Source organism: Marinomonas primoryensis (genome assembly GCF_013372285.1).
Taxonomy (GTDB): Bacteria; Pseudomonadota; Gammaproteobacteria; order Pseudomonadales; family Marinomonadaceae; genus Marinomonas; species Marinomonas primoryensis.
Map to the genome: position 1 here is coordinate 2,374,257 of NZ_CP054301.1, position 21,077 is coordinate 2,395,333.

The following is a 21,077-nucleotide window of genomic DNA, read 5'->3' on the forward strand; positions in this document are numbered from 1 at the left end:
GAATATGAAATAGCATATACCTTCACCCAATAAGTTATCAGAAGGTAAGGTTTATGAGTATTGAAGTATGGTTAGTGTATTTTGGGACAGTGTTGGCGTTCATGTTTCCACCGGGAGCAAGCCATATTCTTATGCTGTCTAACAGCATTGGCAGCGGGTTTAAAAAATCAATCGCTACAGCTTGTGGTGACCTTTCAGCTAACTTTTTGCAAATGATGGCCGCGTCCATTGGCTTAGCCGCGAGCCTTCACTCTTCACAACAAGTCTTCATAGTGATTAAGTGGGCAGGCGTTGCGTATCTTGTTTACTCGGGGCTGAGATTGCTTTTTTCAAATCAGTCACCCCTTAAAAGCTCTCCGCCTCGCTCCATTAAGTCTTTATATTGGCAAGGATTTATCACGTCAGCATCAAATCCTAAGGCGATTATTTTCTTTGCAGCGCTGTTCCCTCAATTTATCTCTGCGTCAGAGCCTTTACTCCCTCAATTTATCGCCTTAAGTATCACCTATCTTGTTATAGATGGTTTGTTCTTATGCTTCTACGGTAAATTGGCTGCGTTTTTTGCAGAGAAATTTCAATCAAATATCGGGCAGTATTTAAATAAAATATCAGGCTCGCTTTTGATTGCTGCCGCTATGGTTCTTGGGGTCAAAAATATTGATTAGTTAGCACTAAATTTAGTTCATATTAAAATACTATACTTAGTGCTTACTTTGATAAAAGTTATCATGATGCATCTGCTATATTTTCCAAATCGCTTCTGACAAATAAATTGGTACCAGACAAAGGAAACCTTCCATGCTTGAATTAGAAAATGAAAAATCCATCGCGGAGAACTTCCTCAAGGTAATGCTTGAGGCGGACGATACAGGCAATTATGAGCTATTCATTAAGCACTATGAAGAAAAAGATCTAGTCGGCTTTTCAATAGAGCGCTTTCAAAACGACATCAAACACATGCAAGCGCGAAATGGCATGAATCTCGGTTACGAGTATTTTGGTGCCTTAAAAGGCTATCGCGAAGGCGATCATGACGGCTGCTTTCGATTTGTATGGAAAGGCCTTTATGAAAAACGTGAAGCCTTGATCGTTATTGGCATTCACCGTAAAGACGATACTTGGTATATCAATGAATCCTCGGTTCGCTAACGTGAATGCACTGGAATAAAACCTAAGAACCTCAATATTTGCTATGAGTCGATAAACGCAGCGTATTTAAAAGTGTTTTGATGCCTTTGTGACTTATGGTCTTTTAAGACAATTTGAGACAACACTTCAAATCAATATTTCTTCTAAATCCTCCCAAAATTCATACGGTTTAAAGCGTAAATTGTTAGCATTGTTGACTTTTTCTGTACTGGTTTCGAAAAAGAAAGAAAATTAGCATTAATGCAGGCCTGTCAGTAAGACAAGTAACACACATAACATATTGCTAATAAGTATAATAAAGGAACCTACAATGAGCTTGATTTTTCGAATGATCATGTTGTTGATCGCGTCAAAATTCAAACCGCAATTACCGATTAAGCACCCGAAGAATTCGCTCAAGTTACGCGTTTTACCCAATGATTTAGACATTAATTTGCACATGAATAACGGCCGCTATTTGACCATTTGCGATCTATCGAGAGTCGATATGTTTATCCGCTCAGGTTTAGCCAGAACCATGCAAAAAGAAGGTTGGATGCCTGTTATCGCAGAGCATACGATGAAATATAAACGCTCACTAAAACCGTTTCAAAAATACGTAGTGACGATGGAAATAATCAATTGGGATGAGAAATATTTTCACATGATACACACCTTCTTTGTTGGTGATAAAGTGGTCGCGGAAGGCACGTCCATTGGCTGTGTTATCAGTAAAGCAGGAACCATTTCGCCTGAGTATGTCATGGCAAAAGTAACGGCCAGACTTGAAGCAAAAAAAACCTAAAAAAACAGTACGTTTATACCTATTTGCGAAAGGCTTTAATTTGGTGGCGAAAAGCCAATTGGGAATTTTTCTCTCTTCAGTGTGGAGCACTAAACATTCAACCTAGCAAAGACATGCCGCTTCATCCTGTCTCAATTATTCACACACGTCTTTTCTGCTTTCCCATTAAATAAGTCAATTTGTTTAATATACAGAAATTACATATCTAATCATTATAGTTGTAATTTTTATAAAAAATAAACCTTAGACATCTAATTGCTAGAGATGACATCTTTTTAAAAATGCTTTTTTTGCTGACTGCTTAATTTTAGGGCGTTCACGCGTATTTTTAGAGCACGTAAAAATGCCGATTTTAGGCAATATTTAGAGAAATAAATGTGAAATTTTAGGTTTTTTTAAAGTTTTTTCATATTTCTCTATGTGTTTGTTTTGAGCGTTTATTTTGTTTCTTTCGCGTTTTATTTCCTGCTATTTCTGCTTTTTCTTGACGTTATTTTGATTTTACGCACTTGCAACCCCTTCATTATTTAATTACTACTGTATGAAGTCTTACGAGATTCTTTATCACTTTGGATTTTATTAAGGGGTTCGTTATGCAGAATTCATGGCAAGAAAATATTGTCTTTGCTGAAACATTGCGTAAGAAATTGCATGCTCATCCCGAATTGAGCTGGCAAGAAAAAAACACCGCGTCGCTGGTTCGTAGTCAACTTGATACGCTGAATATTCCATGGCGGGCTTGCGCAGAGACTGGCACCGTGGCTTGGCTGAATAAAGACGCTAAAGGCGCGGCAATTGCCTTGCGTGGCGATATGGACGCCCTACCGATTCATGAACAAACGGGCAAAGAGTGGCAGTCGCTGAATCAGGGCTGCATGCACGCTTGCGGTCATGACGGGCATACAGCGACCCTATTAGCGACCGCTCGTTGGCTAAAACAGTTTGAAAGTGAACTCCCTCAACCGGTGGTATTGATTTTTCAGCCCGCTGAAGAAGGTTTTCACGGCGCTCGTGAAATGATTAAAGATGGCGCATTGGAAGGCGTTGACGCTATTTACGGTTGGCATAATTGGCCCGCTTTACCTTACGGCACCATTGCTTGCCCAGACGGTATTGTGATGTGCGGTAATGGCACTTTTAGTATGGAATTTAAAGGTCGCGGCGGACACGCCAGTCAACCAGAATTATGCGCTGACCCACTACTAGCCGCCAGTGCGGTGAATGTGGCATTACAGCAAATTGTTAGCCGACGCATTGCGCCACAAGCGACCGCGGTGATTAGTGTCACGCAAATGAATGGCGGTTCAGCGCCGACCGTGATTCCAGAAAGCGCCACGCTAAGTGGCAGTATTCGAGTACCAGATGAAGCAACACGTCAGCTTCTTAATCAGCATATTTCTGCGGTGGCAACGCAAACTTCGGCCGCTTATGGCGTGGAGTGTGTCGTGCAACATGACACCCGCTACCAAGCAACCATCAACCATAAAGAACCAGCCACTCAAGCCCGAGACGTTTGGCAAGCGCTTTATGGGGAACAAGCGCTAAACCATGGTCAAGCCTTACCTATTATGGCGTCGGAAGATTTTAGCTACTACTTGCAAGCCATTCCTGGAGCATTCGCCTTGATTGGCAGCAACGATGGCGAAGGACATGACGTTCCTTGCCATAGCCCCCATTACGATTTCAATGATCGACTGATTGCGGATGTTTGCCGTTGGTTTTGCCAACTGGCTGGCCTTCGTAATCAATCACTTACCAAATAGATAACCAAACGGCTACTTAGGAGACGATATGAGCATTTTTGAACAACGAGAATCCAACATTCGAGCTTACGCTCGCACGTACCCAACGGTTTTTGTTACGGCGAAAAACGCTCGTCAGGTTGACGAAGATGGTAAGGAATACATCGATTTCTTTGCTGGCGCTGGGGTGTTGAACTTTGGTCACAACAACCCTCGTATGAAGCAAGCCATGATTGATTACCTGCAAAAAGACGGCGTGTTACACAGTCTCGATATGAAGACACAAGCCAAAGCGCACTTTATGCAGAAATTTACCGACGTTATTTTAGAACCTAGAAACATGCCCCATTGTATGCAGTTTATGGGACCAACAGGCACAAACGCAGTGGAAGCCGCGATGAAGTTGGCCAGAAAGGCCACCGGACGACACGATATCGTGGCGTTTAGCCAAGGCTTTCACGGCATGACGCTTGGTGCATTGGCCGCGACGGCGAACGACTATTTTCGCCAAGCGTCTGGCGTACCTTTATTGCACGTCAGCCATGAATTATTTGATCAAGAGCACGACAAAGAAGCGGCACTTAACGCACTAGAAACGCTGGCAAGCCAGTATCGCGACCCTGCTAGCGGCATCAAGCCTCCTGCGGCGTTCATGGTCGAAACCATTCAAGCAGAAGGCGGTGTCAACATCGCCAGCGCTCAGTGGATGCAGGCATTGGAAAAACTCGCCAAGGAATTTGGTTCTGTGTTGATTGTAGATGACATTCAAGTCGGCTGTGGTCGTACTGGCTCGTACTTCAGCTTTGATGACATGGGCATTAATCCTGACATTATTACGCTGGCAAAAGGCATCGGCGGCGCAGGCACGCCCATGGCAATGAATCTGGTGCATCCAGATTTGGACAAACATTGGTCGCCAGGTGAGCATACCGGAACATTCCGTGGACAAAACTTGTCGTTTGTCGCTGGCGCAGAAGCCTTGAGCTATTTTGAAGACGACAAGTTGATGTCTGAAGTGACGATAAAAGCGGAGCAAGTCCGTCATGCTCTTGAACCTTTACTCACCGAAAACAGTGCCAAAGCGCTGCGCGGCAAAGGGTTTATTTTAGGCTTGGATATGGGCAGCGGTGAAGTAGCGGCCAAAGTTGTACAGCGTTGTTTTAAAAAAGGCTTAATGATTGGCGCTTGCGGCAAAGGGGGTCGAGTGTTGAAGATCATTCCTCCGTTGACGATTCCTGAGGCGGATTTGATGGAAGGCTTGGATATTTTAAAAAGCGCCGTACGCTTTGTTATGGAGGAAGCCGCATGATTGAACGCGATGATATGACGTTTACGTTTGCTGAATATCAGCGTCGGTTAGGCGAATTGCGCGTACGTATAGCAGAGCGCCGTTTGGATGCCATTGTGATCACCGATCCAGAAAACATCACTTATTTAACCGATTATCAGACGACGGGTTATTCCTTCTTTCAGGCGTTAGTGATCCCGCTGGATAAAGAGCCCTTTATGATTACGCGTGCGCTGGAAGAATCTAACGTGTTTGCGCGCACTTGGGTGGAAATAACGCGCCCTTACCCAGATACGGGCGATGCCATTCAAATGTTGGTCGATGCATTGCGTGAATTCGGTTTAGGTGACAAACGCATTGGCTATGAAAGAAACAGCTATTTCTTTCCTGCTTATCAACAAGATTGCATTCATACCACCTTGAAAAATGCCAAATTAATGGATTGCTTCGGCATTGTGGAAGAAGGTCGGATTTGTAAGTCGCAAGAAGAAATCATGGTCATGCGTCGCGCCGCGCTCGCCACGGAAGCGGGCATGAAAGCGGGCATTGAAATTTGTCGACCGGGTATTACGGAAAATGAAATCGGCGCCGAGATTGCGGCGGCGATGTTCCGTGCGGGCGGCGAAACGCCAGCCGTGATGCCGTATGTCACTTCTGGCCCACGAACCATGATTGGCCACGCTACTTTCGAAGGCCGCACAGTACAAGATGGCGAACATGTCTTTTTGGAAGTAGGCGGTTGTTATCGTCGTTATCATACCGCCATGATGCGCACGGTCATTTTAGGCGAGCTGTCGGACGCCATGTATCAATCGCAGGAAATTATGAAACGCGCGCTCAATGAAATCCACCGTGTGGTGCAACCGGGCATGACGGTGTCGGACGTAGATAATATGGTGCGCAATATCATTATGGACAATCAAGTGGGTGCGAGTCTGATTACCCGCTCGGGCTATTCCATTGGCATCGCCTTCCCTCCGAGCTGGGATGAAGGCTATATCATTAGCTTAAAACAAGGGAGTTCGGCGGTGTTAAAACCCGGTATGACCTTCCATATGATTCCATGGATGTGGGGCATTGAAGGCAATAAAACCTGCGGTATTTCAGACACCATTGAAATAACCGAAGACGGCTGTCGATCCTTTTTCAATATGGATCGTGACTTCACAGTGAAACCGACTCTTGCTGACCAAACGTCCGCCATTGACCTTTCCAGTGCGTTTCCAGCCAAAAATGCCGCAAAGAAAACCAAGGCGAGCAACAAGAAAGCCGCCAGCTGATAAGAGGTGACTATGCTAGAAACAACGAACCCAACCACTGGACAAGCTTTACCCCCTTGTCCTGCAATGACTTTAGAACAAGCTCATTCCGCCATCAATAGCGTGGCAGAGGGGTTTACTCAATGGAAAGAAAAAAGCATGGCGAAGCGTGCGACAATGTTACAGGCTGTCGCTGCCACTTTGCGTAACAACAAGGCCGAGCTTGCTGGTTTAATGGCATTAGAAATGGGCAAACCTATTAAAGAAGGTCTTGCTGAAGTAGAAAAAAGCGCAGGGTGTGCCGAGTATTACGCCAATAATGGCGCCAAATTTTTAGCACCCGAAACGCTGGAGTCCGATGCTAGTCACAGTTATGTGCAATACCCTCCTCTTGGCACCGTATTGGGGATTTTGCCTTGGAACGCACCGGTTTGGTTGGCGTTACGATTTCTTGCCCCCACGTTGATGGCGGGCAACACCTGCGTGTTAAAAGCCGATCCAAATGTGCCTGCCACGGCGAATAAATTAATTGAGTGTTTTTATCACGCCGGCGTACCAAAAAACGTGCTGGTAAACTTAACCGTACCGAATTCGGTAGCTAGTAAAATGATCGATCACCCTCTTGTTAAAGCGGTGTCTTTTACTGGCTCAAGTAAGGCGGGACAATCCATTGCTTCGCAGGCTGCCGCTGGATTAAAACCCGCCGTGCTTGAGTTGGGCGGCTCCGATCCTTGCATCTTAATGGCAGATGCGGATTTAGAGAAAGCTCTAAATGTGATTACGCTGTCGCGGATGGTTAATGCGGGGCAGTCGTGTATTTCCGTGAAACGCTTGTTCGTCGAACAGACAATTTACGATGAGGTATGCGAAGCGTTACGACAGCGCTTTAGCAAACTAAAATGTGGTGATCCAACAGATGAAAGTACGAATCTAGGGCCATTGGCACGAGAGGATTTACGAGACCAACTCCACCTTCAAGTAACACAGAGCATCGACGCTGGAGCACGTTGCTTAGTGGGGGGGGATTTACCCTCTCGCTCAGGCTTCTTTTATCCACCGACTTTACTGGTGGACATGAAACCCGGTATGGCCGCCTTTGATGAGGAAACCTTTGGCCCAGTGCTAAGCGTCAGTTCGATTAAAGACATAGACCAAGCCCTTGAACTGGCCAACAATACGGAATACGGCTTAGGCGCCAGTATTTGGACACGAAACCAAACCATCATTGATCAAGCGATTAATACATTACAATCGGGACAAATTGCGGTGAACGGTATTGTCAAAAGTGACCCCCGCTTACCGTCTGGCGGTATTGGAAAATCAGGGTATGGCCGCGAGCTTGGCCCACAAGGGATTCGAGAGTTCGTCAATGTACAACAGATTTGGGTAGCCTAACTTTATATTGCTATCGTGTTTAAGAATTATCTAAAGAGTCTCATTTGAGGCTCTTTTTTTTATCGGTATCGCACCCACAAAACGGGATAAAGAACGCCTTGCGAATATGCTAGAGTAGCAGTCAGCGCAAACGAGTCATCACACCATGAGGCTATTGCAAAAGATAACGGAGAAACAATGAACGTAACAAATCAGCAATACAAAATGAAAGGAATGTTCATTACCGATTATGAGCTAGAGGTTCCTTTGGATTGGCAGTCACCCACCACCAGCCCAAGCATTACACTCTTTGCCCGCGAAGTCGTGAGCTTGAACCAAGTTCATGACGAACTGCCATTGCTGCTGTTTTTACAAGGTGGCCCTGGTGGGAAATCCCCTCGCCCTATGCCCGATTCGCTGCCTTGGATGATTGAAGCATTAAAAACTCACCGCGTCGTTTTAATAGACCAACGTGGCACAGGTAAAAGCAGTCGTATTGATAAACATCTGATTAGTAAACTGTCTGCTGAAGAAGGCCGAGATTATCTGCTTAAATTTCGTGCCGATAGCATTGTCGCGGATTGCGAGCACCTTCGGAAAACGGTTTATGCGGGTCGCTTATTTGAAACATTGGGTCAAAGTTATGGCGGCTTTATTACTCTCGCGTATTTATCCCAAGCGCCAGAAGGTCTTGCTGCTTGCTATATCACAGGAGGGCTTGTTGGTTTAGAAGCCTCGGCACACGATGTTTACCAGCTAACGTATCAGCGCGTGATAGAAAAAAACCAAAACTATTATGCTCGCTACCCAGATGACGCCAAGATCATGGCAAAAATTGCAGAGTGCCTAACGAACGAGAAAGTACTTTTACCAGATGGTGATGTACTCACACTAGAGCGATTCCAAAGTATTGGTATTCTTTTAGGCATGGGGCCCGGTATCGATCAAGTTCATTGGTTTATTGACGAAGCCTTTGCTGGCAGCGATAAAACTCGACTCAGCGATGCATTTTTAGAGCAAGCTATGAACTTGACCAGTTATCACGAAGGCCCTCTTTTTGCGGTGATTCATGAAAGCATCTATGGTCGGCCTAACGAAAGCACCAGCTGGGCGGCAGAACAGCTCCGTGGACAATACAGCGAATTCAATGCTGACCATTCCCCTTTAATGTTAACAGGGGAAATGATGTATCCGTGGATGTTCGAGCAAATCACGTCGTTGAGTCCCTTTGCTGGTGCCGCCAACGCCCTTGCGGACTATCAAGACTACACGCCACTTTACGACCTCGCCAAGCTTGCACAAAATAAAGTGCCCGTTGTCGCAGCCGTTTATTATAACGACATGTATGTGCCACAGGAGCTTTCTATGGCGACGGCCAAGCACGTTGGCAATACACAAGTGTGGCTGACAAACAGTTACGAACATGATGGCGTTCGCCAATCTTCTGAGGTTTTTTGCAAACTACGTGAATTGCTTTTAGATCAAGGTGGGGCGTTAAAAAGCTAACGATTGGCACGGCATATATTTGAGGTCTTTGCTCGGCGTCACAAGCGGTGTCATGTAACGGCCTCATGTTATTATTTACGCCCTGTTGTATTAGAATCTTGTATTAGGGTGTTGTTTGCCTAAGAATTTCTCAAAAGCCGAAGTGATTTCATTCGCTTCCACTTCTGGCTATTGAGTTTTTTATACATCCACAAACAACCGATGTCGAAACCAAAATAGAAAACACTGATACCGCTCGGTGGATTACTACTAGTGATAAAAGAGATTGTTGAAAACCACGTATCAGGCCAAACCCAACAATCGTAATAAGTACCAAGTAATTCCAAATACACCACCATGAAAAACATAATGAGAAAGAACAGCTCATTCCCCGTTTTCTTTTTCAGCAGTAGCACGACTGCTAGCATGCAAAGAAAGCCAAGCAAGTCTTGATCGAAGATTAACCAGAGACTGGAATAAACAATCATTCCCCAATACAACATCGAGGTAATCATCGTTTTGTGGTGTTGAATAACTTTTTCTTTGTGTATATAAAACACGGCGGCGTAAACCAAACTGTGCCCCAAAGGCACATAAATCGGGACATTCGCTAAACGATATTCATACATGCCTAAGACAATGGAGAAAACCACTTCACCCAAAAAAGCCAAGCCGACACCATACAACATTAACTTCTTTATTTTTCGCGTAGCTTTGAAATACACCCAAGTAAAACACAGTAAGACCAACCCATTAGTCAGCCATTGGCTGTACTCCAGACGAGCGGCCACCACTTGGCTGTCTAAAAACAAACCCAGCCATAGCACAAGGAAAACGGGAAGGTAAACGGATTTATACTGAAGTGTTGAGGTCATTGTTGGGATGATAAGCGAAGCCTTCGACTGACACCAATGAAAACTCAGAAGCAAAAAATAAAACACGCAAATACAGCGTGTTTTATTTTTGCTTTGGCGACTAAAGTAAACTGCTTGTTATTGAACGAATTGCTCTGCCCAAAACGCGACAGGCGAAGCGATCAAAATTGTTAGCGCCACACGTTGATACCAAACGATTAACATTTGCTTAATATTCAACGGAATCTCTGTTGATAGGATGCAAGGAATCGACGCGGAGAAAAAGAGTATCGATGAAATAGACACGACGCCGACAACAAACTTCACCACAAACACACTTTTTGCTGCGATTAATGCGGGCAAAAACATTTCTGCTAAGCCGGTTGCAGACGCTGTGGCAACCATCATTGGATCGGGTAATTGAGCAATCCAAGCGAACGGGTAAAACAAATACCCTATCCATTCGAAAACAGGCGTGTATTTCGCTAACAACAAACCACACAAACCGACAGACATAATAGATGGCAAAATACTCATCGCCATTAACATGCCTTCTTTAAGGTTTTTTAGAATGTTACGGCCAATAGAATCCGCATTGCTGGCCACTTCTAAACCTTCCAATAAGGCTTGTTTAAAGCGCGAGTGTTCAAATACTTCGATTTCACGATGCTCTGCTGTGTCATCCATTTTGCTAAGCGGAAATAAACGCACCGTGATGGCCGTCACGACGAAGGTGATCAATAACGTAGCCCAGAAAAACACGTTCCAAACCTCCATCAAACCAAGGGTTTTCGCCACAATCACCATGAAGGTTGCGGATACTGTGGAAAAGCCCGTTGCGATAATCGCTGCCTCTTTTGCTGAATACTGACCCGATTTATACACTCGATTGGTGATCAGCAAACCGATGGAGTAACTTCCTACAAAAGACGCTACCGCATCAATCGCTGACTTACCCGGTGTTTTGAAGAGCGGTTTCATGATCGGCTGTAAAAGCACGCCAGCAAACTCCAATAATCCATAACCAATTAAGAAGGCTAGAAACACCGCACCAATAGGAACAATCAAACCAACAGGAACCACCAATTTACTAAACAAGAATGGCAGCATGTCCTTTTCGAATAAAAACGCAGGACCCATCGATAAAAATGCCATCAAGGCCGTGATAACACCCAATACTTTAAAAATAGACAAGACAGTTTGCGTTTTGCTTACACGCCATTTCCCCGTTACAAAGGGGTACGCGCCGCCAGCAAGAACGGCCAATACAGCATAAATTTCAGCGGCTTGAGCAAAATCTTTTCTTAGCCATGAAACGATATGATCCAGTGGAATCGTTTCTTTACCGCCAATGTCGATGGGGACAAAAAAGAAGAAAATACCGATACAGCTATAAACTACCAGCTTCAAAAGCGATAGCGGTGATAGACCTTTTTGGTTTGAATCTGTTGCATTCATATTGCGACTTCCTATGAGAACGTTATTAATCACTAAGTAAAAAGCAACATACATACCAACATGTATATACATTTAAAACATTTGTATGAACACCGCTTTATAAACAGAGATAAATAGAGTTTTGTTTTTATTTTTTAACGCCAACACCGCGAGAATCGCACAAGTAAAGAGCAAAATAAAGCGTTATGCACTAATAATACACAACAAATATAGACAGCATGCATTGCTGTTGACATGAAGACAGGTGTTGAAGACTAGGGGATTAAGATAGGTTGTCTATACATAACAAACGAGTTAGCCACTTATTTTCTTAATCAGCGCATCATAGTGTGGTAGCAGCTCATTCGCTAAATATTGACTAACAAGCGGGGCTTTTTGAGCATTTACAACAAGACGCTGAATTAGGTCAACCGCCGCATTGGCTTCTACCTGTCTATTTTTAATGTCACTTGAATACAAATATTCGTCGCCAAACAACTCAGGATACACTTGTCGATTGGGCAATACAGGAACACAACCAAGTGCAACCGCTTCAAGAACAGAAAGACCTTGAAACTCATGCAGTGCGGTAGACAGTACGATGTCGGCTGACGCCAAAAAAGCCAAGTAGTCCACCCTACTTTGAGCAAAGCCAAATTGCGTAATACGATGTGAGAACTGGGTTTTGATCTGATTAAATTCTTTTGGAATAGAACGAAATTGCTCTCCAAGTATCGCAATTTCATAAGCAACATCGCGACATTCCAGTTCTTCCAAGATAGCTAGCAATCGATCAGGCCCTTTATCAAACTCCCAACGCGCAGACCACACCAATTTAATGGTCTGTGCCTCTACTGGCGTTCGACTACCGCTCTTTTCTGGTTGACTCTGAATATCCAGCGGCACAGGCAGTACTTGCGATTTTTGCTCAGTATTGATCAACCAATCTGGTGAAACGTAATCAGGTAGTTTTTTCAATAATGCTCGTGCACCATCAAAAAAAGAATCTTTATTGAACTGACTATTAAAAACACATAAATCCGCCGCCAAAGCACTGTATAAAGTCACCATTTGCATTTCGATCAAACCTTGTTGTTTGTCGCTGGCAGGATAGGCAAATTGGTTCTCGTGGAAGTAGAGTAACCAAGGAATATTTTGTAAATCTGGGCAAAAGGCTTTTAGACCAACACAATCCGTCATCGACGTGGCGACCACCAAATCATAAGGTTGTTCCAGCGTAGATTTGAACCTAGGATCAAAAGCAAAACTCATGGCATTGCCTCGAATACGCCAAGCAAAATGTCGAGCAGGTAAAAATAAATAGCTCCAGCGATGCTCACTCAGACCCTTCATTAAGGTGTTTGCCCAAGCCTTATGGCTGCTCGCCTCATAAGCACTAATCAATAAAATTCGCACGTGTTCTTCTCACTTATCTTTTTTGTCGATTTTAAATCGAATGCTTTCAGCCTTTCCGAAGCACATTATTCACGGCTTACTGCTAGCTCATCTGTCTTGGGTCGAATATCATGTAGGAAAATAACGAATCGTTTAAGGAAAACCATGATCATTCAACGACACGATCAAGATATTAACACGCCAACTGGCACCATGCGCTGTACTGTTTATCGCCCTCAAGCCGAAGGTCGCTTTCCTTGTATCTTCTTTTATTCTGAAATTTTCCAACAAACCTCACCTATCGCTCGTTCAGCCGCGATGATGGCAGGGCATGGTTTTGTGGTTATCGTTCCAGAAGTTTTTCATGAGCTTAATCCAATTGGTACCGTCTTGGGCTACGATGACGAGGGGAAAGACAAAGGCAATTCCGACAAATTCACTAAAACGCTTGAAGCTCACGACAGCGACACTGTTGCGATGATTAGTTACTTTGAACAGGAAGAGTATTGCACAGGCCAATTTGGTGCGATGGGCGTTTGCTTAGGCGGTCATTTGGCGTATCGAGCGGCTTTGAACCCTTGTATCCAATCGGCTTTTTGCCTGTATGCAACTGACATTCACTCCAACACCATCCCTTGCGAAGAAGATAACGACTCCTTCACTCGTACCAAGGACATTCAAGGAGAATTGGTCATGGTGTGGGGTAAGCAAGACCCGCATGTTTCAACACAAGGTCGACAAAAGGTATATCAACAATTGATCGATACGGATCGCTTATTTACGTGGCATGAGTTTAACGGTCAACATGCGTTCATGCGAGACGAAGGCGATCGTTACGACCCAGCCCTCGCTTTAGAATGCTATAACAAGGCGGTTGCCCTGTTTCATAGCACGCTACACAAAGCCTGATTCGGTAAAACTTACATCAATGTGTGAAGCGAGCTTATGACTCGCCTCGCCACATTGGTGTTAACGCGCATTCGCCCAACTCACCAGAGATCCACATTTCGCTGTCTTGAATCGTGACATTTAGCTGCATAGAGCGCGTACAAATTTTCGCCAAAGCTTGTACTTGTACTTCTGAAAACTGCAACACTCGCATGTTATCAAAACGGCTATTTTTGCCTTTATTTTGTTCCCACCAAATATCTGATTTGTCATTATAGTTCACGACCACTACTTGTTGAGCACGCCCACAGGCTTTTCGTAAACGCTTTTCATCTGGCTGACCTAGTTCCACCCACAGTAAAATTTCATCGGAATAATTCTTCTGCCAAAGATCTGGCTCATCTTCTGTGCTAATTCCCTTAGAAAAACCTAACTGTTCACCGCCTTCTTTTTCATCTGCTAACAAAGCAAACGCCGCCAAGCGAACCATCATTCGCTCTTCGGTTTCAGAAGGGTGTAATGCCAAGGTTAAATCATAACTTTGGTAATGGTTTCGGTCCATATCAGACACTTGAACCGATGCTTTATAAACTGTTGCTTTTGTCGCCATGGGGGGTCTACTACACTGATTAAATACAAAAAAAGGACAATAAAAATCGCGATGAATTGTACAGCAAAAAGCAGCAGCAATATCATCACCAGCCAATTGTTTTTATGACAAAAAGAGGCCAGCAAAAAAAACAAAATAAAAAAACATTATTTCGATATAAGCAATTGACATAAGGCATGAAAAAAGGCTCAATCGAGGAGCTCAAAGAGCAAAAATTACACAATTGAATACCACACAAAGATGAAGGAGAAGACAGATGACTAAACAAACACTGAATCATTATGCTTCTTCGATGGCGACTTGCTATTCACGAATTCGCTCAACTTTGTCCACGCGTTCAATGCCTGTGTAATTCACTATTGACCGCGGAATTTACGCGGTCACTTCTATAAAAAAGCCTCGTAAGTTCCGCCAATAACACTAATTTGGAGAACATTTATGAGTATCATTGCCCTATTCAACGCAGCCAAAGACTACTTCGAAACTCGCCGCACCAACCAAGTTTTTCGTCAACTTGACGACCACTACTTAAAAGACATTGGTTTCTATCGTGACAACGGGCACATTCGTCCATTAGCGGGTAACAAAGACATCGAAAAGACAGTAATAGGAAAGTCTCAAATTCCGCCGGGAGAGCAACCGAGCGACGGATAATTCGATCGTCACCATAGAAGGCTCTAAAGTGACGGTAAAACACTAGGCTGGATGGCCAATACGCCTTTCACTACCATGTAGTGAAAGGCGTTTTTATTACAATAGATAAATGTTAACCACGATCTAACTGACGAACCACACTGGTCACAACGCCAAATATTTCTAAGCTCGACGTTTCTGATGTGACAACAGGAGCAGCGCTTGCCGCATAGGCTTTGTTTTTAGGTCGAAGCAGTACATCAGGTTTTAACTCCAATATCATGACCGACATCTTGCCATGCTCATAGGCAATAACAATATCCCCATGGCGAGCCGTTAATGAACGATCCGCTACTAACACGTCACCCGTTTGAATATCGACTTTGGCAATCGATTCACCTTGAGCTCGTACAAAAAAGGTCGACGTCGGGTTTTGAATACATAAGGTATTAAGGTCCAAAGATTTATCTTTAGACGGCTGACTCTTCGGAGAAAGCTTAGCTGACTCCGAGTAAAGAGGAATTCGGATACTGTTTGCCGCAATGAAAGCAGCAGACTCTGAAGAACCAAGATACGAAACGCGCATAAAAAAACACTCAAACTGTATATCTGTACAGTATGATTTAAACACCGCGAATAACCTAGTAAATTTTAATAAACAAACACAATTAAACGACGATTGAACAGATTAGAAACACCATCATAATGATTCTGTTTAATTAACACTCAAGATATCCTTTCATGATCTTGCAGAAGCTCACTTTCAGTTACTTCCCCCTTAGTTACTAACGAGGCTCGCCGTATATATTTGGCAGGGCAACGCTTATGGACATGTAACCAGTTCCAAACATGAGCTTGTTTCACACCTAACATTCGAGCAAGTGCCGTTTGACTTCCTACAACTACGACTACTTTTGCAATGGCTGACATATAACCTCCTTAACAACCTTTACTGTATATGATAACAGTTTTTATTGTTTGTCAAATACAGATAAAGTTGTAATCATTAGGAAATGACTATCGCTGAACGTGTTAAGAAAAAAAGAACAGAACTAGGACTAACTCAAGCAGAGTTAGCAAAACGTGTTGGCATTACACAGCAATCGCTGCAAAAAATCGAGGACGGCAGAACACAAAATCCTCGAAAATTAATAAGCCTATCTAAAGAGATTGGCTGTGACCCTGAGTGGTTATTACTTGGAACGGCGTGCGAAGTTAGAGAAAATCTGTCCAGTTATAACAATGGCACCCCTTCCCAGCAGTCACTATTAGATAATCAGCGACCTATTATTACCGCTTTGCAAGCAGCGGCATGGCCAGCACACAAAAATCTAAGCAATCATTCGGAATGGTTAGATTCACCTATTGAGACATCTAGAAATGCATTTTGGCTAACAGTAGTTGGCGACAGCATGACGTCGGTTTCCGGCATTAGTATTCCAGAAGGATACCTTATCCTTGTTGAACCAAATCAAAACGCCAAAAATGGTGATTTGATTGTTGCCAATACCGAAGGCAACAACGAAGTTACCTTTAAAAAGCTCGTCATAGACGCAGGTCAAATCTACTTAAAACCATTAAATCCCAATTACCGACCGATTGAAGTATCTAAAAAAGTCAATATTATTGGCGTTGTCAAACAAGCAAGAGCCCTCTTTTAAGCCACCCAGCAAGCACAAAACTCCTAGCAAGCCCTAGCTAATTAAGAAATCTTAAACTGTAAATTGTTGACAAACTAACAACATAAACTGTATTTTTAATATCGCCTACAACCAATAAAGGAATGGAATCATGCTCGTAGTCACTCGACGCCCCGGCGAGAAAATCATTATCGGAGACGATACGGAAATCATGGTGATCAGTGTACAAGGCCCTCAAGTTCGCATTGGCATTAAAGCACCAAAAGATGTGAGCGTTCATCGAGAAGAAATTTATAACCGAATTCAATCCTCCCAGGCACAAAAAACGGATCCATCTAATCAAAAAACAAACACTGCGAGCTCGTCGCTGTAAAATGGGTCTATACCACCTAGTAAGTTCTGGGAAGCCCCTCGGTCTGATTGACTTGCGCTTAAATGCAATTAGTAAAAACGACTTGTAACACGGTTACGTCCTGCGTTTTTTGACTCGTACATAGCAAGGTCGGCGCGCTTGAATGCATCTCCTTCCTCCATTGTATGATTCCAATTAGAAACACCAAGCGAAATAGTAATGGGTCTAGCAATTTGCGGTATCACTTCTTGCGCCACAAGCACGCGTATTTCTTCGGCTAAGTCTATCGCGTGCTGTGGTTTTTTACCTGGCAGTATTACTATAAACTCCTCCCCACCTGAACGGATTAAAATCCCCTCATCATTTATTTTTTGACTGACTATTCTGGTAAGAGCTTTAAGCACGTCATCGCCAACATCATGGCCAAACTCATCATTTACGTATTTAAAATGGTCAATATCAAAGAAAATCACACTAAAGGGCGTCAACTGCGCAACCAAATCTGCAACAAGCTCATCCATTGCACGACGGTTCATCAAACCAGTTAAAGCGTCTTTTTTTCGATCTTCATCAAACCTAGACACTTTATCATTCAAAAAATCGATTTCCTTCCGAATGACTTTTTTAAGTAAATACGCTTCATAAAACCAAGCTTTTATTTTGATCGTTCTATCTCGATTTGTTGTACTTTGAGCTAATTGACGAAGGGGCCTAGCAATAAAATAAGCCGAGCCGACAATAAAGGTAAGGATAAGAATTTGCATAGGGATAGCCTGCTTCATCACTAACCATAGCTGTCTATCTAGCTCCTTCAAGACTGTGGCTCGTGGACTTTGAGCAACAATCCCCCAACCTGACTCTTTAACATACGCGTAGCCAGTGACCATAGGAACGCCTTTTGAATTAACAACTTCCAACGAGCCACTTTGACCTTTTGTAACGCGATTTATAACCTCGTTATTGGTTACCTTTTCCCCTATTCGGTTTTTCAATGGATGGTAAATGAGGTCTTTCTGTGGTGATACAACGTAGACATAAGAACCATCCACATAGCCATGCTGTGAGAGTAAACGATCCAAAAATCGGTTTTCGTGAAGGTAGATAGTTCCCAGCAAGTCACCAATATACTCACCGGTTTTACTAAATATTGGGTGTGATAAAAAAGAGAGGTAAGTTCCTGTGGGTCCAGTAATAGGACCAATGAATTTCGCTGAGCTATCTTCAAAGTTACTGGTTATAGAATCGCTTAAACGGCTGCCTTCTAAACCTATGAATTTTGGTGAAATAGATAGAATTACACCATTTCGGTCCAATATAGAGACAGAATTAAAACCTTGACTCATATTTCTAATTTGGTCTAACCCTGATTGTAATTCAGCAGGTTGAATGACTTTACGCTCTAACATAGGAGCGACAAATACAGCACCAGTGCCCAACTGAGATTTAGCATTTTCTAAAAAACTCTCTGTCATATGGGCTAACTTCTCCGCATAGACTCGGTTGGATTCTAGTGATACATCTATCAAAAGATTCTTTTGTAATTGATACGTTGAATAATATCCATTCCCAATAGTAAATAAGACACCAGAGAGAGAAAGTGACACAATCAAAAACCTAAGTGATAACATAAATTTCAAAATCCCTCTCCACCTTCGCATAACTATATTCTTTAGGGTCTTACTCACGATTTTGTCATATAAAACCTTTTATATAAATCAATAAGATATAGTTCCCAGTGTGATAAAGAGTAACCGTGGCTGATCTCCTTTATCCACTTACCCATTAGCATTCCCTTCTTATCAAAGTAGTTGGCGTTAAATATAGGTGGAAATACTACAAAAAATTAGATGACTATTTTATTTCTACCATCATTCTTAGCTTGGTATAGCTTCTTATCTGCTTGTTCAATCAGCTCTTCCGCAGAAATAGATGAACCCTCACTGACATGAACAACGCCAAAACTCATCGTGATATATTCGCTTTTAACCACTGGGGTACTAGCACATTCTTCTTGGATGCTATTGAGTCTTTTTTCCACTTGAGCAACATCGGTATTTAGAAACACCAATGCAAACTCATCACCACCATAGCGCACAACAATGTCTATAGAAGCTCGTGCATATTTCTTAAGGCTCATGGCAACAGAAACCAGAGCAAAATCACCCACTGTATGCCCAAATTTGTCATTAATGTATTTAAAATGGTCAATATCACACAAAACTAAAGTGAATTGCTGTTTGTTTTTCTGAACATTCTTTAAGACTTGATCAAATGCTAGGTTGAATCCACGGCGGTTATATAAGCCCGTTAGCTCATCGGTTAGAGAGCTTTCTAGTAAATGTTTATTTTCACCTTGTAGATAAGAGGTTCTTTCCGACACTTTTTCTTCCAAATTCTGCATTATATCAAAAAGGTTATCTGCCATTGAGCTCAACCCTTGGCTAAGAGAGTTAATCTCTCGAATTCCACTTAGAGGCTGAGGTAGCACTTGAATGCTCTTGATATTATTATCATTTGCTGCTTTATTGAGAAGCTGAATTGGCTTGCCAATATAGCGAGCAATCAATGAACCAATTAACCCAATGCACACAAACAATACCAGCGTAATAATAATCGTACTGTGGGTGTAATCTGTTAAAACTTTCTTATGATATGCACTAGGAATTAAAATACCTATCAGCCAACTTTTTCCATATTTTAGCGTTATCGGTCGAACATAATATAAATACTCTTGTCCTTTAATATTAAGTGTTTGCGTTCCTTCTTCTAAGTTCTGACTCGCCAACTGAAAAATTTCATTAGGATGGTTATTAAGATTAGCTCGAGTCGTCACACCATCAGCGGTTCTGTATAGTTCACCCTGCTCCGAGGTTGCAATTAGTGCTCCATTTTCTTCGGCCAAAAAAATATAAGCACCATCGACTAGTTTTAGAGATTCAAGGTATTGATCCAACTCGATCAGAGCAATGCTTGTCGCGGTAACGCCTAGGAGCGCTCCTTTCACATTGTATATAGGAGCAGACAACCCAATACCAAGCGCGGGATAACCATAGTAAGGATGAATGTCACTCCACGTCATTCCCCTTTCTTTTATAGCATCCGTATAAAATGGCCGTACTCTAGGGTCATAACTAAAGGTTGGATCGGACTGTATCTTAGCGCCAATAGCGTTTACTGGATCGTATTCAAACCCCTCCATTGTGAGGGCTTTGTAAACAAAATTAGCTGCAATATTATGCTGCCCTCTTCTGATAGGGTCTTGCGCTGAAGCAAGGTAACGCCCATCGACCGTTGCAATAGAAATAAACGTCATTTGCGCGTAAGGTGCAGCTTGCTCGTAAAATCGGCTAGCGATAGGAATCAGATTATTAAGCAGTTCAGGCCTGTGAGAAAAAGCATTGAGATTAACCTCAACAATATTGTTCAGCGGTGCCACGAAATCCTGCACACGGTCATAAATACGCCCCTCTACCTCTTTGATATATTGTATTCCCACCGTATTTGCAATATTCGATATTGTTATCGTGGAAACCAAGTACATCGTTACACCCGATATCAATGCAAGCACTACGAATGGGGCAACAATCAACCAGCGTAACGGAACAGTCTTCATGTGTAGTTAACTCAATTTATGATGTGTCATTTAAACTTAAGTACTACCAGAAAATTCGTCGCACTTAAAAAGCCTCTATCATTAAACTATAACCTCCTTTCATGACGAAAACACACGACACGAATATTATTTGTTATCAGATAAAGCTAAGGCACTATCATTGATAGCCCCATTGCAGAAGAGCCAAAGAAGTACATCAAACTCAGGATCTCTTTCTTTGTAGTATGATTTTTTGAGGGGTAGATATGTATTTTGGTTACAATATGGTCGCAGATTCGCCATATGAGCCTTTAAAAGGCACGACATAGAAGATCAAAGAAGCAATAGAGGAAAGAAAATAACGTAAAATTTTTGATGAAAAAGTTATAGCTTTGATTGGAATATAAGAAATGGTTGCGGGAGCAGGGTTCGAACCTACGACCTTCGGGTTATGAGCCCGATTTTCATACGTTACTTTAATTTATATAATTTGATATAAATAAATTAAGAAGGAATAAATCTTTTAAAATCATTTAGTTATATTTAAAAATACATAATTTAAGATTTATCAAAAAACGAGTTTTACAAAAATATG

Annotated in this window: 20 protein-coding genes; 12 read left to right on the forward strand and 8 right to left on the reverse strand. The window is 42.7% G+C overall.

What is annotated here, in order from left to right; translation table 11 throughout:
• The first annotated feature begins 53 nt into the window (after positions 1 to 53).
• The 8 genes from MP3633_RS11000 to MP3633_RS11035 all read left to right on the forward strand — a co-directional run bounded on the left by MP3633_RS11000 (position 54) and on the right by MP3633_RS11035 (position 9,102).
• Positions 54 to 665: a LysE family translocator gene (locus tag MP3633_RS11000; protein ID WP_176335577.1), complete on the forward strand. Its 612-nt coding sequence runs from the start codon at positions 54 to 56 to the stop codon at positions 663 to 665.
• Positions 666 to 798: 133 nt separating this feature from the next.
• Positions 799 to 1,149: a hypothetical protein gene (locus MP3633_RS11005; RefSeq protein WP_176335578.1), complete on the forward strand. Its 351-nt coding sequence runs from the start codon at positions 799 to 801 to the stop codon at positions 1,147 to 1,149.
• 310 nt (positions 1,150 to 1,459) lie between these two features.
• Entirely contained in the window at positions 1,460 to 1,933 is a 474-nt protein-coding gene (locus tag MP3633_RS11010) for an acyl-CoA thioesterase (protein WP_176335579.1), read from the forward strand.
• A gap of 593 nt (positions 1,934 to 2,526) precedes the next feature.
• A complete protein-coding gene (doeB2, locus tag MP3633_RS11015) occupies positions 2,527 to 3,696 on the forward strand; it encodes a N(2)-acetyl-L-2,4-diaminobutanoate deacetylase DoeB2 (protein WP_176335580.1) in 1,170 nt (389 codons plus the stop codon).
• 28 nt (positions 3,697 to 3,724) lie between these two features.
• On the forward strand, positions 3,725 to 4,984 hold the full coding sequence (locus MP3633_RS11020) for an aspartate aminotransferase family protein (protein WP_112138209.1): 1,260 nt from the start codon (positions 3,725 to 3,727) through the stop codon (positions 4,982 to 4,984).
• Positions 4,981 to 6,243, forward strand: coding sequence for an ectoine hydrolase (doeA, locus tag MP3633_RS11025; RefSeq protein WP_112138207.1), 1,263 nt, complete (start codon positions 4,981 to 4,983; stop codon positions 6,241 to 6,243). The genes MP3633_RS11020 and doeA overlap by 4 nt, the downstream gene beginning before the upstream one ends.
• A 12-nt stretch (positions 6,244 to 6,255) precedes the next feature.
• Complete coding sequence (locus tag MP3633_RS11030; RefSeq protein WP_176335581.1) at positions 6,256 to 7,617, forward strand: NAD-dependent succinate-semialdehyde dehydrogenase; 1,362 nt, start codon at positions 6,256 to 6,258, stop codon at positions 7,615 to 7,617.
• A 177-nt stretch (positions 7,618 to 7,794) separates the two neighbouring features.
• Positions 7,795 to 9,102 carry an alpha/beta fold hydrolase gene (locus MP3633_RS11035; RefSeq protein ID WP_176335582.1) on the forward strand — a complete coding sequence of 436 codons (1,308 nt, stop codon included), beginning with the start codon at positions 7,795 to 7,797 and terminating at the stop codon, positions 9,100 to 9,102.
• A gap of 119 nt (positions 9,103 to 9,221) precedes the next feature.
• On the opposite strand, the gene MP3633_RS11040 is transcribed toward MP3633_RS11035, so the two are convergent.
• The 3 genes from MP3633_RS11040 to MP3633_RS11050 all read right to left on the reverse strand — a co-directional run bounded on the left by MP3633_RS11040 (position 9,222) and on the right by MP3633_RS11050 (position 12,788).
• Positions 9,222 to 9,956 (reverse strand): hypothetical protein, encoded by a 735-nt coding sequence (locus MP3633_RS11040; protein ID WP_176335583.1) that lies wholly within the window; start codon positions 9,954 to 9,956, stop codon positions 9,222 to 9,224.
• A 117-nt stretch (positions 9,957 to 10,073) separates the two neighbouring features.
• On the reverse strand, positions 10,074 to 11,393 hold the full coding sequence (locus tag MP3633_RS11045) for a YjiH family protein (protein WP_244959607.1): 1,320 nt from the start codon (positions 11,391 to 11,393) through the stop codon (positions 10,074 to 10,076).
• A 294-nt stretch (positions 11,394 to 11,687) separates the two neighbouring features.
• The gene (locus tag MP3633_RS11050) at positions 11,688 to 12,788 is read right to left on the reverse strand and encodes a tRNA-queuosine alpha-mannosyltransferase domain-containing protein (protein ID WP_176335585.1); all 1,101 of its coding nucleotides are present in this window, start codon (positions 12,786 to 12,788) and stop codon (positions 11,688 to 11,690) included.
• A 144-nt stretch (positions 12,789 to 12,932) separates the two neighbouring features.
• Between MP3633_RS11050 and MP3633_RS11055 the strand changes: the two genes are divergently transcribed.
• Positions 12,933 to 13,676 (forward strand): dienelactone hydrolase family protein, encoded by a 744-nt coding sequence (locus tag MP3633_RS11055; protein WP_176335586.1) that lies wholly within the window; start codon positions 12,933 to 12,935, stop codon positions 13,674 to 13,676.
• 34 nt (positions 13,677 to 13,710) lie between these two features.
• Here MP3633_RS11055 and MP3633_RS11060 read toward each other — a convergent pair whose 3' ends face one another.
• Positions 13,711 to 14,265 (reverse strand): YaeQ family protein, encoded by a 555-nt coding sequence (locus MP3633_RS11060; RefSeq protein ID WP_112138192.1) that lies wholly within the window; start codon positions 14,263 to 14,265, stop codon positions 13,711 to 13,713.
• 438 nt (positions 14,266 to 14,703) lie between these two features.
• Between MP3633_RS11060 and MP3633_RS11065 the strand changes: the two genes are divergently transcribed.
• The gene (locus MP3633_RS11065; RefSeq protein ID WP_112138191.1) at positions 14,704 to 14,919 is read left to right on the forward strand and encodes a DUF1127 domain-containing protein; all 216 of its coding nucleotides are present in this window, start codon (positions 14,704 to 14,706) and stop codon (positions 14,917 to 14,919) included.
• A gap of 112 nt (positions 14,920 to 15,031) precedes the next feature.
• Here MP3633_RS11065 and MP3633_RS11070 read toward each other — a convergent pair whose 3' ends face one another.
• Positions 15,032 to 15,484, reverse strand: a complete 453-nt coding sequence (locus MP3633_RS11070) for a S24 family peptidase (RefSeq protein ID WP_112138189.1) — start codon at positions 15,482 to 15,484, stop codon at positions 15,032 to 15,034.
• Between the two features lie 140 nt (positions 15,485 to 15,624).
• Positions 15,625 to 15,828: a YdaS family helix-turn-helix protein gene (locus MP3633_RS11075; RefSeq protein WP_112138188.1), complete on the reverse strand. Its 204-nt coding sequence runs from the start codon at positions 15,826 to 15,828 to the stop codon at positions 15,625 to 15,627.
• An 83-nt stretch (positions 15,829 to 15,911) separates the two neighbouring features.
• Here MP3633_RS11075 and MP3633_RS11080 point away from each other — a divergent pair, with 83 nt between their 5' ends.
• Both MP3633_RS11080 and csrA read left to right on the forward strand, forming a co-directional pair.
• Complete coding sequence (locus MP3633_RS11080) at positions 15,912 to 16,559, forward strand: LexA family protein (protein ID WP_176335587.1); 648 nt, start codon at positions 15,912 to 15,914, stop codon at positions 16,557 to 16,559.
• A gap of 130 nt (positions 16,560 to 16,689) precedes the next feature.
• Positions 16,690 to 16,911 carry a carbon storage regulator CsrA gene (gene csrA / locus MP3633_RS11085; protein ID WP_176335588.1) on the forward strand — a complete coding sequence of 74 codons (222 nt, stop codon included), beginning with the start codon at positions 16,690 to 16,692 and terminating at the stop codon, positions 16,909 to 16,911.
• Between the two features lie 68 nt (positions 16,912 to 16,979).
• On the opposite strand, the gene MP3633_RS11090 is transcribed toward csrA, so the two are convergent.
• Both MP3633_RS11090 and MP3633_RS11095 read right to left on the reverse strand, forming a co-directional pair.
• Positions 16,980 to 18,494, reverse strand: a complete 1,515-nt coding sequence (locus MP3633_RS11090; RefSeq protein ID WP_176335589.1) for a sensor domain-containing diguanylate cyclase — start codon at positions 18,492 to 18,494, stop codon at positions 16,980 to 16,982.
• A gap of 239 nt (positions 18,495 to 18,733) precedes the next feature.
• Positions 18,734 to 20,503, reverse strand: coding sequence for a sensor domain-containing diguanylate cyclase (locus MP3633_RS11095; protein ID WP_176335590.1), 1,770 nt, complete (start codon positions 20,501 to 20,503; stop codon positions 18,734 to 18,736).
• Positions 20,504 to 21,077 lie beyond the last annotated feature (574 nt).